Origin of the sequence: uncultured Limimaricola sp., from assembly GCF_964022235.1 — a bacterium.
GTDB lineage: Bacteria > Pseudomonadota > Alphaproteobacteria > Rhodobacterales > Rhodobacteraceae > Limimaricola.
Genome location: NZ_CAXHZL010000003.1, coordinates 172,858 through 188,685 on the forward strand (window position 1 = coordinate 172,858; position 15,828 = coordinate 188,685).

The 15,828-nt window shown below is 67.9% G+C and carries 15 protein-coding genes; all 15 read right to left on the reverse strand.

Annotation, left to right across the window (positions count from 1 at the left end; translation table 11 throughout):
* Positions 1-20: 20 nt before the first annotated feature.
* On the reverse strand, positions 21-1,940 hold the full coding sequence (gene ftsH / locus AADJ02_RS05460) for an ATP-dependent zinc metalloprotease FtsH (protein WP_341211985.1): 1,920 nt from the start codon (positions 1,938-1,940) through the stop codon (positions 21-23).
* A gap of 83 nt (positions 1,941-2,023) precedes the next feature.
* Positions 2,024-3,262: a tRNA lysidine(34) synthetase TilS gene (gene tilS / locus AADJ02_RS05465; RefSeq protein ID WP_341211986.1), complete on the reverse strand. Its 1,239-nt coding sequence runs from the start codon at positions 3,260-3,262 to the stop codon at positions 2,024-2,026.
* Between the two features lie 24 nt (positions 3,263-3,286).
* A complete protein-coding gene (gene ybgF / locus AADJ02_RS05470) occupies positions 3,287-4,120 on the reverse strand; it encodes a tol-pal system protein YbgF (protein ID WP_341211987.1) in 834 nt (277 codons plus the stop codon).
* Positions 4,120-4,677, reverse strand: a complete 558-nt coding sequence (gene pal, locus AADJ02_RS05475; protein WP_341211988.1) for a peptidoglycan-associated lipoprotein Pal — start codon at positions 4,675-4,677, stop codon at positions 4,120-4,122. Before pal ends, ybgF begins: the two co-directional genes overlap by 1 nt.
* A gap of 73 nt (positions 4,678-4,750) precedes the next feature.
* Positions 4,751-6,082 (reverse strand): Tol-Pal system beta propeller repeat protein TolB, encoded by a 1,332-nt coding sequence (gene tolB, locus AADJ02_RS05480; protein ID WP_341211989.1) that lies wholly within the window; start codon positions 6,080-6,082, stop codon positions 4,751-4,753.
* A 122-nt stretch (positions 6,083-6,204) separates the two neighbouring features.
* Positions 6,205-7,416 carry a hypothetical protein gene (locus tag AADJ02_RS05485; protein WP_341211990.1) on the reverse strand — a complete coding sequence of 404 codons (1,212 nt, stop codon included), beginning with the start codon at positions 7,414-7,416 and terminating at the stop codon, positions 6,205-6,207.
* A gap of 12 nt (positions 7,417-7,428) precedes the next feature.
* Positions 7,429-7,923, reverse strand: coding sequence for an ExbD/TolR family protein (locus AADJ02_RS05490; protein WP_341211991.1), 495 nt, complete (start codon positions 7,921-7,923; stop codon positions 7,429-7,431).
* 1 nt (position 7,924) lies between these two features.
* On the reverse strand, positions 7,925-8,599 hold the full coding sequence (gene tolQ, locus AADJ02_RS05495) for a protein TolQ (RefSeq protein WP_341211992.1): 675 nt from the start codon (positions 8,597-8,599) through the stop codon (positions 7,925-7,927).
* A gap of 172 nt (positions 8,600-8,771) precedes the next feature.
* Positions 8,772-9,167 carry a tol-pal system-associated acyl-CoA thioesterase gene (gene ybgC, locus AADJ02_RS05500; protein ID WP_341211993.1) on the reverse strand — a complete coding sequence of 132 codons (396 nt, stop codon included), beginning with the start codon at positions 9,165-9,167 and terminating at the stop codon, positions 8,772-8,774.
* The gene (locus AADJ02_RS05505) at positions 9,164-9,787 is read right to left on the reverse strand and encodes a hypothetical protein (protein WP_341211994.1); all 624 of its coding nucleotides are present in this window, start codon (positions 9,785-9,787) and stop codon (positions 9,164-9,166) included. The genes ybgC and AADJ02_RS05505 overlap by 4 nt, the downstream gene beginning before the upstream one ends.
* 63 nt (positions 9,788-9,850) lie before the next feature.
* Positions 9,851-10,885: a Holliday junction branch migration DNA helicase RuvB gene (gene ruvB, locus AADJ02_RS05510; RefSeq protein ID WP_341211995.1), complete on the reverse strand. Its 1,035-nt coding sequence runs from the start codon at positions 10,883-10,885 to the stop codon at positions 9,851-9,853.
* A 49-nt stretch (positions 10,886-10,934) separates the two neighbouring features.
* Entirely contained in the window at positions 10,935-11,624 is a 690-nt protein-coding gene (gene ruvA / locus AADJ02_RS05515) for a Holliday junction branch migration protein RuvA (RefSeq protein WP_341211996.1), read from the reverse strand.
* Entirely contained in the window at positions 11,621-12,142 is a 522-nt protein-coding gene (gene ruvC / locus AADJ02_RS05520) for a crossover junction endodeoxyribonuclease RuvC (RefSeq protein ID WP_341211997.1), read from the reverse strand. The genes ruvA and ruvC overlap by 4 nt, the downstream gene beginning before the upstream one ends.
* Before the next feature lie 102 nt (positions 12,143-12,244).
* Complete coding sequence (locus tag AADJ02_RS05525; protein WP_341211998.1) at positions 12,245-14,296, reverse strand: ATP-binding protein; 2,052 nt, start codon at positions 14,294-14,296, stop codon at positions 12,245-12,247.
* Positions 14,280-15,779, reverse strand: a complete 1,500-nt coding sequence (locus AADJ02_RS05530; RefSeq protein WP_341211999.1) for an ATPase domain-containing protein — start codon at positions 15,777-15,779, stop codon at positions 14,280-14,282. The genes AADJ02_RS05525 and AADJ02_RS05530 overlap by 17 nt, the downstream gene beginning before the upstream one ends.
* Positions 15,780-15,828: the final 49 nt, after the last annotated feature.

Here is a 15,828-nt window from a genome sequence, read left to right on the forward strand (position 1 = left end):
CTGTTCACGTGGACCGCGAATCAGGCGCTGGGTTCGGGAACGCCGCCATCCGTGGGTTTCGGCTTGCGCGTCTTGGGGATCGCGGTCACCGAGGCGCCGCCGCCGCCAGCTTCGGGCTTGGTGCCGTCGTCGTCATCGCCCCGGTTCAGAGGCTCCCCAGCGATTACGCGGGTGATCTCGTTGCCGGTCAGGGTCTCGTATTCGAGAAGGCCCTGCGCCAGACGCTCCAGATCCTCGCGACGCTCGGTCAGGATCCGCTTGGCAGTCTCGTAGCCCTCGTCGATGATCCGGCGGACCTCCTCGTCGATGACCTTCTGGGTCTCGGCCGAATGGCTCGCCCCGCCCGAGTAGGAGCCCAGATAGCTCTGCTGCTCGTTGGCATAGTCAATGTGGCCGATCTTGTCGGAAAAGCCAAACTGCGTGACCATCGCGCGGGCGATCTTGGTGACCTGCTGAATGTCCGAGGTGGCCCCCGAGGTGACATTCTCACGCCCGAAGATCAGCTCTTCTGCCACCTTGCCACCCATCGCCATGGCAATCTTGGAGGTGTACTTGGTGTAGGTCACCGACAATTGGTCCCGCTCGGGCAGCGACAGCACCAAGCCCAGCGCGCGACCGCGCGGGATGATCGTCGCCTTGTGAATCGGATCGTGCTGCGGGACGTTCAGGCCGACGACAGCGTGGCCAGCCTCGTGGTAGGCGGTCAGCTTCTTTTCGTCCTCGGACATCACCATGGAGCGGCGCTCGGCCCCCATCATGACCTTGTCCTTGGCACTTTCGAAATCGATCATCGTCACGAAGCGGCGGCCGACACGGGCAGCCATGAGCGCCGCCTCGTTGACCAGGTTGGCAAGGTCCGCACCCGAGAAGCCGGGCGTGCCACGGGCGATGATGCGCAAGTCCACATCGGGACCCAGCGGCACCTTGCGAGCATGCACGCCAAGGATCTTTTCGCGGCCCTTGATGTCGGGGTTCGGGACCTGCACCTGACGGTCGAAACGGCCCGGGCGCAGCAGCGCGGGGTCGAGCACGTCAGGACGGTTGGTCGCGGCGACGATGATGATTCCCTCGTTGGCCTCGAAACCGTCCATCTCGACCAGAAGCTGGTTCAGCGTCTGCTCGCGCTCGTCGTTGCCGCCGCCGTAGCCAACGCCACGCGACCGTCCCACGGCATCGATCTCGTCGATGAAGACGATGCAGGGCGCGTTTTTCTTGGCCTGCTCGAACATGTCGCGCACACGGGACGCGCCAACGCCCACGAACATCTCGACGAAGTCGGAGCCCGAGATGGTGAAGAAGGGCACGCCTGCCTCGCCCGCGATGGCGCGTGCGAGCAGCGTCTTACCGGTGCCCGGAGGGCCCACGAGCAGCGCACCCTTGGGGATCTTGCCACCCAAGCGCGAGAACTTCTGCGGGTTGCGCAGGAACTCGACGATCTCTTCGAGCTCGTCCTTAGCCTCGTCGATGCCAGCGACGTCATCGAAGGTGACGCGGCCATGCTTTTCGGTGAGCAGTTTGGCGCGGCTCTTGCCAAAGCCCATCGCGCCGCCTTTGCCGCCGCCCTGCATCCGGTTCATGAAGTAGATCCAGACGCCGATCAGCAGCAGGAACGGCAACAGCGACAGCAGGAAGGTGGTGAAGCCCGACTGTTCCTGGCTACGCGCGCTCACCGGGATCTCGCGCTCGATCAGAAGCTGCGTGACCTCGGCGTCCTCGGGCTTGATAGTGACATAGTCGCGCCCATCGGTGCCACGATAACGCACCTCTTCGCCGTCCAGCGTGACCTGCGAGACATTGCCGGTTTCGACAGCCTCGACAAAGTCGGAATAGTTGCGGGTATTCGACTGGAGCGTGGACTGCCCGCCGCTGAACAGGTTGAACAGCGCCAGGATCAGCAAGAAAAGCACGACCCAGAAGGCGATGTTGCGCGCGTTGCCCAAGAGATTTCCTCCGAAAATTGGTTTGGCCGCGCGAAAGGGAAGGCACGGGCCACGAACTCAAAATAGAGATTGCCGCGCCATCTTCAATGAGGAAGCGTCCGATAAGGGAAATCCGCGACAATCCGCGCCTGATAGGCCGCGTCGGGCATGACGCAAGGGGCTGCCAACAGCGTTCCATTGCGCCAAAGAGCCGGGCTAGACAGCAACGCGGGCCTCGGTACGCCTAAATCGCGCCACTTCGGGCAAAGCGCGAGCCCGGCCTGACCCAGCGCCCCGATCATCGCACTGTCGTCGGCCCCGTCGATCCGCCACCGACCATCCCACGCAGCCTTCGCCATCACGTGGGCCTCAACGCGGCCCGGCTCGCGGCACAGCCAGAGCCGCCCGGCTTTCTGGGCCAAAAGCACGCCTGACAGGCTGCGCCACTGTCCCTGCCCCGCGAAATCGAGCGTTGCGCGCAGGCTGTTCAACCGAGGCCGGTAGTCGCGCCCCCCCACCCAGCGCAGCGCGGCGGAAACAAGCCGCAGCCGGGTTTCCTCGGGGGCGTCTCGGAGCATCGCGGCGTCGATCTCGACCGCGCCCGCCCGCAGCCGCACCGCACGCGTCGAGAGATCCATCGCAAGATGTTCGAGCGCGGCCCGCGCCATCGCCATGCGATCCGCCGTATCGGCCAACCCTTCGGGCGTGATGCCGACCGGTCCGAGCGCGGCAAGCGCGTCTCTCGCGCGTACCCGTTGATAGCGCGGATCGGCGTTCGAGGGGTCCTCATCCCAAGCGATGCCGCGCGCCGTGAGCCAAAGGCGCAGATCGTCGCGCCGCAGTTCAAGCAGCGGTCTGAGCCACATCACTCCGTCGTCCTGCCGCGCGGCCACCATGCCCGCGAGCCCATCGACGCCCGACCCCCGCGCCAGCCGCATCAGCACCGTCTCGGCCTGATCATCGAGCGTATGCCCCAGCGCCACGGCACCAAGCCCGTGCCGCCGTGCCCAGTCGGCAAGCAGGCTCCGCCGCGCCCGCCGGGCCGCGTCCTGAAGATTGCCGCGCCCCTCCCATCCGGTCCAGTCGAGGATCTCGTGCGGCACCTCAAGACCGGCACAGGCGCGCGCCACCCGCTCGGCTTCGGCGCGGGCTTCGGGCCGCAGGCGGTGATCGACGGTCGCCACGCGCACCGCGATGCCGCGCGCCCGCGCCTCGGGCGCCAGCATGTGCAAGAGCGCCATGGAATCGCCGCCCCCCGACACGGCAAGACCGAGCCCCTCGCAGGGCCCGGTCTCGAAGCATCGGGTGGCGATACGGACGAGATCGTCCGGCGCGTCGGTCATCGGGCTGCCGTCACTGGCCCGCCATCACTGGCACGACAGGTTCTGCATGGCGGTCTGCGCCTCGGTGGCCGCCGGATCGCCGGGGAACCGGGTGCCGACCTCGCCCAGTGTCACGCAGGCGTCGGGCACCTGCCCTAGCGCGGCGAGCGATTGGCCCAGTTTGAACAGCGCCTGCGCCGCGACCTTGCCGTCGGGATCGCCCGAAAAGCTGTCGAGATAGGCGCGCGCTGCGCCCGAGCTGTCGCCGAGACCCGACAGGGCCTCGCCGCGCTTGAACAGGGCCTCGGCGCTCAGCGCACCGCCGGGGTAGGTCTGGACATAGGCCGCAAACTGGTCAGCGGCGCCGCGAAAGTCACCTTGGGCGAGCGCCTCCGACGCCCGCTCGAAGTCCGCCTGCTCGCCGATGGCGAGCGCGGGGCCGGACCCGGTCGGAGCCGGGGCCGCAGGGGTGGGCACGTTCGAGGCGCTGTCGACGCCGCCCAAGCTCGGCGTGTCGCCAAGTTGGGAAATGTCGCAATCGGGCTCGATCTCGCAAATGCGGAATTCGAGGTCGCCGACGCGGTTGGTGCCATCGGTGGTGATCCGGTTGATCCGGAACTCCAGCTCCTCGGTCTTCGAGGTCAGACCCTGAAGCTGTGCCTCGATGGCGTTGAGCCGCTCGAGCGCCGAGTTGCCGCCCACCGCCTGCGGGGCGGCTCCGGTGGTGCCAAGCTCGCCGCGAAGCGACTGAATGTCGCCGTAGAGCACCGACAGTTCCTGACGGATGTCGGCGAGGGTCTTGTCCTGCCCCTGCGCAAACCCCGCGGCCGGAGCCGCGAGGGCGCACAGGAGCGCGAGGCTGCGAAGGGGCCCGGTCATCAGCTCAGCGCCCCGGCGGCGATGACGGTGACGGCGCGGCGGTTCTGCGCATAGCAGCTCGGGTCGGAGCAGGTCGCGACCGGGCGCTCCTTGCCGTAGGAGATGGTGCGCAGACGCGACGACGGCACACCGCGCGAGATCAGGAACTCGCGCGCGGCGTTGGCACGGCGCGCGCCCAGAGCCACGTTGTATTCGCGGGTGCCCTGCTCGTCGGCATGACCCTCGATCACGGCGAGGTAGTCGGTGTTGGTCATCAGCCACTGGGCCTGACCGCTCAGAGTGGCCATCGCCTCGGGGGTCAGGGTCGACTGATCGACCTGGAACAGCACCCGGTCGCCGATGCTCTGGGCAAAGTACTCGGGGCTGTTAGGATTGCCCGCGCCACCGAGACCGCCTTGGCCGATCCCGGCCGACTGGTCAAAGCCCGCGCCGGCACCTGCGCCAAGGCCATCGGCCCCCGCACCTGCGCCCGCGCCCGCGCCAAAGCGGTCAGGCCGCGTGCAGGCCGAGAGCGCCAGCGCGCCGATGAGAATGGAAGCGGTGAGATACTTGTTCATGTGTCAGGTCCTGCCCCTCGAGGAGTGTTTGTCGGCATGCCTAGCACGGGGTCGCCCCCGTGCAAACGGCGCGTCATTGCTGCAGCGGGCCCCACGAGGGATCCGAAGAGAAGCCGCCCGTGGGCACGGGCTTGAGATTGCGGCCCGAGATGTCGACCGAATGGACCTGCGGGCCGCCCGAAGCGCCCTGAGTTTCGCGGGTGAACATCAACACGCGGCCGTTGGGCGCCCAGCTCGGGCTCTCGTCGAGGAAGGACGAGGTGAGCAGACGCTCTTCGGAGCCGTCGGTGCGCATTACACCGATGTGGAAGCGGCCGGCGTTCTGCTTGGTGAAGGCGATGAGATCGCCGCGCGGGCTCCAGACCGGGGAGCCGTAGCGCCCCTCGCCAAAGGAGATGCGCTGCGGCTCGCCACCAGAGCCGGACATCACATAGATCTGCTGGGTGCCAGAGCGGTCGCTCTCGAACACGATGCGGCTGCCGTCGGGCGAGAGCGAGGGCGAGGTCTCGATCGAGGGGGCCGACGTCAGGCGGCTGTGCGAGCCCGAGTTCAGATCGGTGCGATAGATATCGGTGTTGCCGCCCGTGGAGACCGAATAGATCACCGAGCCGCCGTCCTTGGAAAAGCGGGGACTGAAGGCCATCTCGCCCTCGACCGTGCTGATCTGGCGACGCCCGACGCTGGCCACGTCGAGAAGGTTGATGCGGGGAAAGCCGCTTTCATAGCTGGTGTAGAGCACGCGGTCGCCATTGGGCGAGAACCGCGGGGCCAGCACGAGGCTGTTGCTGTCGGTCAGGAACTGCCGGTTCTCGCCGTCGTAATCCATGATCCCGAGGCGCCGCGCGCGGCTGTCCTTGGGGCCGGACTCGGAAACAAAGACGACGCGGCTGTCGAAATAGCCGCTCTCGCCCGTGATGCGCGAATAGACCGCGTCGGCCACCTTGTGACCCATGCGGCGCCAGCCGCCCGTGGTGCCCGCGAACTGCAGCCCCTCGCCCAGTTCGGCGCCGGTGAACACGTCATAGAGCCGGAACTTCACGGTGAGCTGGTTGCCGTTGACCGCGACCGCGCCGGTAATCAGCGCCTGCGCGTTGATCGCGCGCCAGTCGGGATAGGCCACGGGGCTGGCAAAGCTCGCCGGGGTGGAAATGAAGGACGAGGACGGGATCTCGCGGAACAGGCCCGTGCCCGACAGGTCCTGCGCCACAACGCGGGTGATGTCGGCGGCCACCTGCTCGGCCCCTGCCGTTTCGGCTTGAAAGCCCGGCACCGCGAAGGGCAGCGGTTCGATCACACCTTCGGAAATGGTGATCCGCAAGGGGCCGCTCTGCGCAAGAGAGGGTGCGGGAAGGGCAGCCGCCGCGACGAGCGGCGCCAGCAGAAGCGCGATGGTTCTGGTCAGCATCATTGTCCTCGTTCCGTCAGGCCGCGGGGGTTCGGATCCCCTTTTTGCGCAGCGGCGTGTGATTGGGCAACGCCCCAAGGGGCGCAGGTGTTCAACGGTTTCGTGAGCGGCGCGCCGTCGCATCAGCGCATCCGCATGCCGGAGGGGTCGAAGGTCATCTCGACCTCCTTCCACTGCTCGTATTTGTCGGCGGGCAGCACATAGCCTTCGCGCTGGCAGCGCAGGATGGCGCGGCGGGCCGACTGGTAGGCCGCCTCGATCGCGCCCTCGGTGCCGCCATCGCCAGACACGCGGCGCACGTCGCCCTGTACCCGGCCCTGCGGGTCAAGGTCGAAGGCAACGGTGAGCGTCACCCGCGCGGCCTCGGAGCCCACGTCGACGTTCCAGCACTGCTGCACCGCGACGCGGAAGGCATCCTGTTCGCCCCCCGTCATCGGCGGGCCGGGGTTGGCGGCGGCCGCGGGGGCCTGCGGGGCGGGCGTGCTCGCCAGAGCGGCGGCCAGCGCGTCGGCCACGGCATCGCTGGTGTCGGTGCTGGGCGCAGGACTGGTGTCGGGCTCGGCGTCCTGCGACTGCGCGGTCTGGGTCTGCGGCGGCGTCTCTGGGGCCGGCTCTGGTGCGGGTGCGGCGCGGGCGGGCCGCGACGGCGGGCGCGGTGCCGAGGGCGGCGCGAGCGCGGCCACCTGCGGCGCGGGCGGCGTTTCGGGGGCGCTCGCCGGTTCCTCGGCCTCGGTCACGATCTCGGTCGTGGCCTCCTCGGGGGCGGTCGCCTGCTCCTCGATCTCGGCCACCTCGGCGCTCTCGGCCTCGGGAGTCGCGGCTTCGCGTACGACGTCGGCCACCTGCGCGTCGGGCGGCGGCGGGGCGACGGCTTCCGGTGCGACGCGCGGCGCGGGGCGCGGCACTGGGCGCTCGGCGACATTGGGCAGCGGCACCGACGGCGGGGCCGCGGCGGGGGGTGGTGGCGGCGGCGCGACGTCCTGTGCGGCCTCGGCGGGCGGCTCTGGCAGCGGTTCGGGCGCGGGCGGTGGCGGAGACTCCTCGGTGGGAGCCTCGGGCGCAGGCGGCGGCGGGGCGGCCTCGGTCGGCGTCTCCTGGGGCACCTCTGGCGCGGGCGGCGTCTCCTCGACCACGGGTGTCTCGGGGGCGGGCGGCACATCGGTCTGCGGCTGCGGCGATGTGGCGGCGACCAGCGCCGCGTATTCCTCGCCCGAAACGACGGACACGGGTGCGATTTCGAAATCCAGCGGTTCGCTGTCGAGACCCCAGCCCATGACGAGCCAGAGCAGCAGGCCGGCGTGGCCGATACCCGAGATGTAGCCCCCCGTGCTCATGACATCAGGGCCTCAGCCGCCCGAAGGCAGCGCGGTCGGCGCGCCTGCGCCGAAATCCGAGCCGCCCACGTCGGTGACGAGGCCGATGTTCGAGAATCCGCCCGCGTTGAGCGCGCCCATGACCTCGGCCACGCGGTTCCACGCGTTGGCCCCGTCGGCCCGCAGGAAGATGCGGTTGCCCGAGCGCTCGGCGGCGATCGCCTGAAGCCGGGTGATCAGCTCGCCCTGCGGCACCTCGGTGGTCTGGATCATCAGGCCGCCTTCGGCCGTCACGGTGACAGTCAGCGGCTCTTCCTCGTCCGAAGGCAGTGCCGAGGCGGCGGTCTGCGGCAGCTCCACGGGGATGCCCACGGTCATCAGCGGTGCCGCGACCATGAAGATGATGAGCAGCACCAGCATCACGTCCACGAAGGGCGTGATGTTGATCTCGGCCATCGGCTGCGCCCGGCCCCGGCGGCGTCCGCGACGATTGCCGCCCCCGCCCGACTTCATGACACCCGCGCCCATCTCAGCTGTCCAGCTGGCGCGACAGGATGGTCGAGAACTCGTCGGCGAAGGCCTCGTAGCCGCCGACCAGACGGTCGGCATCCGCCGAAAGCTTGTTGTAGAAGATCACGGCCGGAATTGCGGCCATCAGGCCCAAACCCGTGGCGAGCAGCGCCTCGGCGATGCCCGGTGCCACGACGGCGAGGTTGGTGTTTTGCGCCTCGGCGATCTCGATGAAGGCATTCATAATGCCGAAAACGGTGCCGAACAGGCCGACGAAGGGCGCGGTCGAACCGGTGGTGGCGAGCACGGGAAGCCCGCGCTGCAGCCGTCCGGCCTCCTTGGCGATGGCCACGTCCATGCCGCGGTCGATGCGCGCCTGCGCGCCTGCGATCAGCCCGCCGTCCTGTCGGTGCGATCGCCGCCATTCGGTCATGCCGGCGGTAAAGATACGCTGCGACGCGCCATGCGGATCGGCACCGATCTCGTCGAAGAGCTGATCGAGAGGCTCGCCGGACCAGAAGGCGCGGTCGAAGCGCGCAGCCTCGGCACGGGCGGCGCGATATTGCACGATCTTGTCGACGATCACGGCCCAGCACCAGATCGACGCCAGGATCAACGCAATCATGACCAATTTGACGGTGATCGTCGCGCGGGCAAAAAGCGCCCACATCGAGAAGTCGGTTACCTGATCCATCTGCCTGCTCTTTGTGTCGCGCGTACGGCCTCTCGCGGGCCGCCTTGGCCGCGCATAACCGATCCGCCGGGCGAAATCCACTTCGCGCTTTGCACGGCGGCGTGAGCTGTTACAGCCCCCCGCCGTCGCACGGCGCAGCTATCGGCGGAACTTCGCGCAGTCCATGACGTCGCTAACCGGCCCCGATCGCGCGGCGCAGCAGGGGCGGAAGCCGCAGGGGCCGCCCTTCGTTCGACAGCGCCACGAGTTGGACGCGGGCGGCAAAGCAAGTCTCGTCGCCACGCCGTACGGTCTGGGCCAGCGTGATCCGCGCGCCGCCCAACTCCTCAACCCGCGTCTCGACCTCCAGCACATCGTCGAATCGGGCCGGCGTCAGGTAATCGGCCTCAACGCGGCGCACCGCGAAGACGAGCCCCTGTTCGGCCTTGAGCCGCGACTGATCGATGCCCAAGCCTCGCACCCACTCGGTGCGGGCGCGCTCAATGAACTTGAGATAATTGGCGTAGTAGACGATGCCCGCGAGGTCCGTGTCCTCATAATAGACCCGGACCTCGAAGCGGTGGCTCAATGGTCCATCCGCGCAGCAAGGCGCAGCGCGGTCGCCGGATCGTCGGAGGCGGCGGGCAGCACCGGATCGTAAGCCGCGCGAATGAGCGCTGCGATCTCGGGCTTGAGCACCACCGTGCCATCCTCGGAGGCGGCCAGCGGCGAGGCGGTGTCAAAGGCGCTCTCGGACCATGTGAGCATCGACAGAACCGCCTGGCTCAGCGCGAGCACATCGGCGGGCGTTTCGAGCGCCTCGCCCTTCATGCGCAGAAACACGATGCCCGCACGGATCGCGCCGTCGGGCTCGAAGCGAAAGGCGCGGTACTGGCTGGCGTCCCCCTCTTCGAGCTTGACCAAAAGCTCGGGCAGGCCCGGCACCAGCTTGTCGAGATCGGGTACCGCCGTCAGCTCGTCCCATTCGCGGCAAAAGAACATCAGCAGGTTCACCCCGAGTTCGGGGTCGGTCTCGGCCATGTCATGATCGGCGAGGTGGCACAGCGCCTGCAGCGCCGACTTGATCACCGAGAGCGTCTCTTCCTCGACGCCGAAGACCACCGGCGCGATGGGGCGGGCCCAACGGGCGCACATGTAGCTGCCGTCGCCACGGGTGAACATCGCCTCTACGGTTTTCGCATCCAGCATGGCCGGTCCTCCTGTTTCCACTGGCAATACGCGGCACCGGGCCGCGCGTCCAGCGTCCGGGGGTCAGTCGAACAGCACGCCCTGCCCCGCGTCGGGCGCGCGCGGCACGGCCAATCCGAGGTGTCGCCACGCGGCGTGGGCCAGCATCCGGCCACGTGGCGTGCGCTGGATCAGACCTTGTTGCAGCAAGAACGGCTCGATCACCTCTTCCAAGGCGTCGCGGCTCTCCGACAGGGCCGCTGAAAGCGTCTCGATCCCAACCGGGCCGCCGCCATAGGCCTCCGCGATCAGCCGCAGGTAGCGCCGGTCGGCGCCATCCAGCCCCAGATCGTCGACGCCAAGCCGGGTCAGGGCGCTGTCGGCCAGCTCTTGCGTGACCCGCCCATCGCCCTCGACCACCGCAAAATCGACGACCCGGCGCAAAAGCCGACCCGCGATGCGCGGCGTGCCCCGCGCCCGTCGTGCGATCTCGCGCGCGCCCGCGTCATCGGCAGGCGTCCCAAGCAGGCGGGCGTTGCGGGTGACGATCTCGTGCAACTCGTCGACGCTGTAGAACTGCAGCCGGGTCGGGATGCCGAAGCGGTCGCGCAGCGGCGTGGTCAGCAGGCCGAGCCGGGTGGTGGCCCCAACCAGCGTGAAGGGCTGCAATTCGATCCGCACCGTGCGCGCCGCAGGCCCTTCGCCGATCACGAGGTCGAGCGCGTAATCCTCAAGCGCCGGGTAGAGCACCTCCTCCACGGCGGGATTCAAGCGGTGAATCTCGTCGATGAAAAGCACGTCGCGCGGCTCGAGATTGGTCAGGATCGCCGCGAGATCGCCTGCCTTGGCCAGCACCGGCCCGGAGGTCATGCGAAACCCCACGCCGAGTTCGCGCGAGATGATCTGCGCCAACGTCGTCTTGCCCAGTCCCGGCGGCCCGTGGAACAGCGTGTGGTCCATCGCCTCGCCGCGAATGCGCGCGCTTTCGATGAAGACACGCAGGTTGGCGCGGGCCTCGGCCTGGCCGATGAACTCGTTGAGGCCCTGCGGCCGCAAGGCGCGGTCGTGGTCCTCTGGCAGCCGCTCGGGACGGAGCGCGGGATCGGGGGCGTCGGTCATGGTTCGGTCCTATGCATCGCGGGGATGCTGCAAAAGAGGGCGCGGCATCTCACCGCTCCTTCGGGGCCAGCTTGCGCAGCGCCGCACGGATGAGCGCCGGCGTGTCGGCCTCTGGCGCCTCATGCGCGGATTCGGCCACGGCCCCGGCGGCTTCAGAGAGGCCATAGCCGAGGTTGCCCAGCGCCGAGAGCGCTTCGGCCTGTGCCGCGGCGCTGCCTGTGTCCTTCTTCGGCGCGGACTTGCGCTTCGCGGCTGGAGCTTCGGCAGGCGCGTCATCGATCACGGCATCGGCGTCGCCCTCGCGCATCGCGGCGGGCTGAGCGCCCATCGCCATGATTGAGGGTGCCTTGTCCTTGAGTTCGTTCACGACCCGCTGCGCCGTCTTGGGACCGACCCCCTTGGCCCGCGCCACCGCCGACCAGTCGGCCAAGGCGATGGCCCGGCCCAGACCGTCGGCGCCCAGCGCGCCCAAGATCGCCAGCGATGCCTTGGCACCGATGCCCTGCACCGTAAGCAGCAGCCGGTGCCATTCCTTTTCGACCAGCGTCGGAAAGCCGAAGAGCTGCAGGATATCTTCGCGAACCAGAAGCTCGGTGTAGAGCGCCACCGCCTCGCCTGGCCCCGGCAGCTGCGCCAGAACCCGGTCGGAGACGTAGACCACATATCCCACGCCGCGCACGTCGATCAGCACGTGATCGGTGGCGCGGTATTCGAGCCGTCCGGCGATGCGCCCGATCACGCCCGGGCCCTCGCGGCGTCGGCGCGTGCCACGGCGGCGGCCAGATGCCCTGCCGATTGCAGGTGATGCGCGTGGCAGATCGCGACGGCGAGCGCGTCGGCGGCGTCGGCGCTGTCGAGCTTCACGCCCGGAAGCTGGAGCTTCACCATGTGCTGCACCTGCGTCTTGGCGGCAGCCCCGTTGCCGACCACCGCCTTCTTGATGGTCGAGGGCATGTATTCGCCCACCGCCAGACCCGCCTCGGCAGGGATCATCAGCGCGATGCCGCGCGCCTGGCCGAGCTTGAGCGTGCCCGCCCCGTCTGAGTTGACGAAGACATGTTCGACCGCCGCAGCCTCGGGGCCGTGTTCGGCGATCACCGCGCGCAGCTGATAGGCCAGCGACAAGAGCCGCTCGGCAAGGTCGTCACCCTCGGAATGGCAGGTGCCGTTGGCGACATGGCGCAGCCGTGCGCCCGTGGCCTCGATCACGCCCCAGCCGAGATTCCGCAGACCCGGATCTATACCGATGACTCGCATGTGCCCCCATCCGCCGATTGCGGCTGCTCTGCGCCCCGGCCTTGTTCTATGTGGTTTTTCCGATCCCTAGCACAAAGAGCGAACGCAGGCCATGGAGAGATCTCAAAGTCCCATCCGGGCAATCTCTTCTTCGAGCTGGCGTTGCATATAGGGCTTGGCCAGTCGCGGCAGGTCGAGCGTGGCCCCCTCCGGCAGTTCGGCATAGCCGGTGGCCAGCAGGATCGGCAGGCTGGGTCGCAGCTCGCGGGCGTGGCGCGACAGCTCGCCCCCGTTCATGCGTGGCATAGAGTAATCAGTGATCATCAGGTCGATCTCAATGTCGCTTTTCAGTACCGCGAGCGCCTGTTCGCCGGACCCTGCCTGGGTGACCTGATGGCCCAGATCCTCCAGCAGATCGACGCTGCTCATCGCGATCAACGCGTCGTCATCGACGAAGAGAATGCGCAAAGACCCGCGTGGGGTCGTCTTTGCGACAAGCGCGGGTGTCGGCATGTCTATGTCCTTGTCCTCGATTTCGGCCACTGGCAGCCACAGCTCGGCCCGCGTGCCCTCGCCGGGGCGGCTCGACAGGCGCAGTGCGCCGTGCAGCTGCTGGGCGAGGCCATGGATCATCGACAGGCCAAGCCCGGTGCCCTTGCCCAATTCCTTTGTCGAAAAGAACGGTTGCGTCGCCTGCGCGAGCGTCGTCGCATCCATGCCGATCCCGGTATCACTGACCGAGAGCCGCAGATACTGACCTGCGGCGAGATCGTCGTCGCCCGATGCCTCGCTCAGGTCGAGGGCGATGGCGAGGCGACCGCCGCCGGGCATCGCGTCGCGGGCGTTGACCGCGAGGTTGAGAAGCGCGAGGTCGAACTGGTTGCCGTCGACCTGCGCGGGCGGCAGCCCTTCGGGCAGGCTGAAGCTCAGCTCGACACCGTCGCCGACCGAGCGGCGCAACAGTTCTTCGGAGCCGCGCACCAGCCCGGCCAGGCCGCGCGGCTCGATCTTGAGCTCCTGACGGCGCGCGAAGGCCAGAAGCCGCTGGGTCAGCGCCGCGCCGCGCTGCGCGCCCTGAATGGCGCCATCAATCAGCCGCTCGGCACGCGGATCGTCGGCGATATGTCGCGACAGCAGGTCGAGGTTGCCCAGCACCGCCATCAGCAGGTTGTTGAAGTCATGCGCCACGCCGCCGGTGAGCTGACCGATCGCTTCCATCTTCTGGCTTTGCAGAAGCTGCCCCTCGGTGCGCTCGCGCTGGCGGATCTCCTCGAGCACACGGCTATGCGCGCTTTCAAGCTCTGCAGTGCGCTGCGCCACCCGCTGCTCCAGATCTTCGGTCTGCAGACGCTGGCTGGTTTCGGCCTGCTTGCGCGCGGTCACATCCGAGGTGACGCCGATCATTCGCGGCGTGCCGTCGGGATCGTATTGGATACGCGCATGGGCCTCGGCCCAATGCAGGCTGCCATCAGGCCAGACCGTGCGGAACTCGACCGCGTAATCCTGCCCCGCCTGCGTCGCCCGCTCGATCGTCGCCATGACGGTGTCGCGGTCGTCCTCATGAATGCAGGCGACGAAATCGCGAAACTCGAAAGGGGCATCTGCGGGCCGACCGAAGATCGTCAGCAATGTCGGCGAACAGATCAGCTCCTCTGTCGCCGCATGGTATTCCCACGCACCAAGCCGCCCGGCCATGAGCGCCGTGCGCAGCGTCTCGTCGCTGCGGCGCAGCTGTGCCACGGCGGCGCGGGTCTCGTACTGTCTCTCGCGACCACGACGGGCCCCGCGCACGACACTGGCGAAGGTCGTCGCGTGGAAGGGGCGTTCGAGGAAGGTGACATTGCCGAGGACCTCCGAAAGCCGCGCGGCCTCGGGGTTGCGCTCGGGCCCGCCGCCGTGCCGGGTCAGCACGATGAAAGGCAGCGCCGACCAGCTTGGCTGCGCGCTCACCGCCGCGGCGAGGGCCGCGAGATCGGCATGGCGCACCGTCTCTTCGGTCAGGATGCCAAAGGCCGTGTCCTCGCCAAGCCAGGCCACGAAGCTGTCGAGATCGTCGCAGACCTGCGATGTCTGCCCGACTTCGGAAAGCAACGCCGCCGCAAGGGCGGAATCGCGCCCATGCGGTGTCAGGATCAGAGCGCGGGCACCGTGCAGGGTGTCACCGGACGGTGTCATTCGCCTCGGCCTTCATCAGGGGATCGGAGGCACCGACAAAGTCGGGCACGCCGCGTAACACGCCTTGGAAGCCATGCAATGGTTCGCCAAGCTCAAGCCCCTTTCGCGAGATCTTGAACTCGCGGATCGTATCCTCATGCGGACCGGTGCGCTTCTTGATGACCGACACCGCCCGGCGGACACGGCCCAACGCTTCGAAATAGCGCAGCAGGATGACCGTATCTGCGATGTAGGTCACATCGAGAGGCGACTGCATGTCGCCGACGAGACCATGCTGCGCCACCGTCAGATAGGTCGTCGCCCCCTGTCGGTTGAGAAATTGCAACAGCTCGTGAATATGCAGAACCAGCGCGTTTTCCTGTGGCATCGCGGCCTGATAGCCGTTCATGCTGTCGATCACGACCGTGCTCATGCCGCCTTTGGTCACGCAGTCGCGCACCCGTTGCGCGAACTCGCCCGGCGACATCTCGGCCGCGTCGATCTGCTCGATGACCAGTGCGCCACTGTCGCACATGGCCCGGATATCGATGCCGATCTTCTCGAACCGGGTCTCCATCAGGCCCAGTTCCTCGTCGAAGGAAAACACCGCCGCCTTCTCGCCACGCGCGATGGCGGCGACGGCAAACTGCACCGCGAAGAGGCTCTTGCCGGTGCCTGCGGGACCAAGGATCAGCGTGCTCGACCCCCGATCGATGCCACCTCCCAGAAGATTGTCGAGCTCCAAGATCCCGCTGGGCTGGGCCGTACGCTCATAGCCCACCCGATGCTCCAGCGCCACGAGACGTGGAAACACCTCGATGCCGCCGGTCTTGATCGCAAAGTCATGATAGCCACCGCGGTAGCGCTGGCCTCGGTACTTGGTGACCCGCAGCCGTCGCCGCTCGGCCCCGTAGTCCGGCGCCAGTTCCTCAAGCTGGATCACCCCGTGCACGACGCTGTGCACGGTGCGGTCATGCGCCTCGGCCGTCAGGTCATCGAGCATCAGGACGGTGGCGTCCTGCCGGGCAAAGTAATGCTTCATGGCAAGGATCTGACGGCGGTAACGCAAGGACCCCTGCGCCAGCAGGCGGATCTCGGACAGGCTGTCGATCACCACGCGCTGTGGGCGGAGCCGCTCGAAGGCGTCGAAGATCTGCCGCGTCGCTTCGCCAAGTTCGAGATCCGAGGAATACAGCAGGCTTTGCTGCTGATCGGCGTCGAGCAGGCTTTCGGCAGGGACCACTTCGAAGACGGAAATCCGCTCATCCAGCGTCCAGCCGTGCGAGGCGGCGCTGTCGCGCAGCTCTTCCTCGGTCTCCGACAGGGTCACGTAGAGACAGGTCTCGCCCTTCTCCGAGCCCTCGAGAAGAAATCGCATGGCGGTGGTGGTCTTGCCGGTGCCGGGCGACCCTTCGATGAGGAAGACATGGCGTCGCGTCAGCCCTCCCGAGAGTACGTCGTCAAGCCCCGGAACGCCTGTGCGAGCAAAATCCTTGGGAGTCATCGGTCCGATCCTTCAAGCCGGTTACGGCCTCCTACCAGCTTTGTCGGGT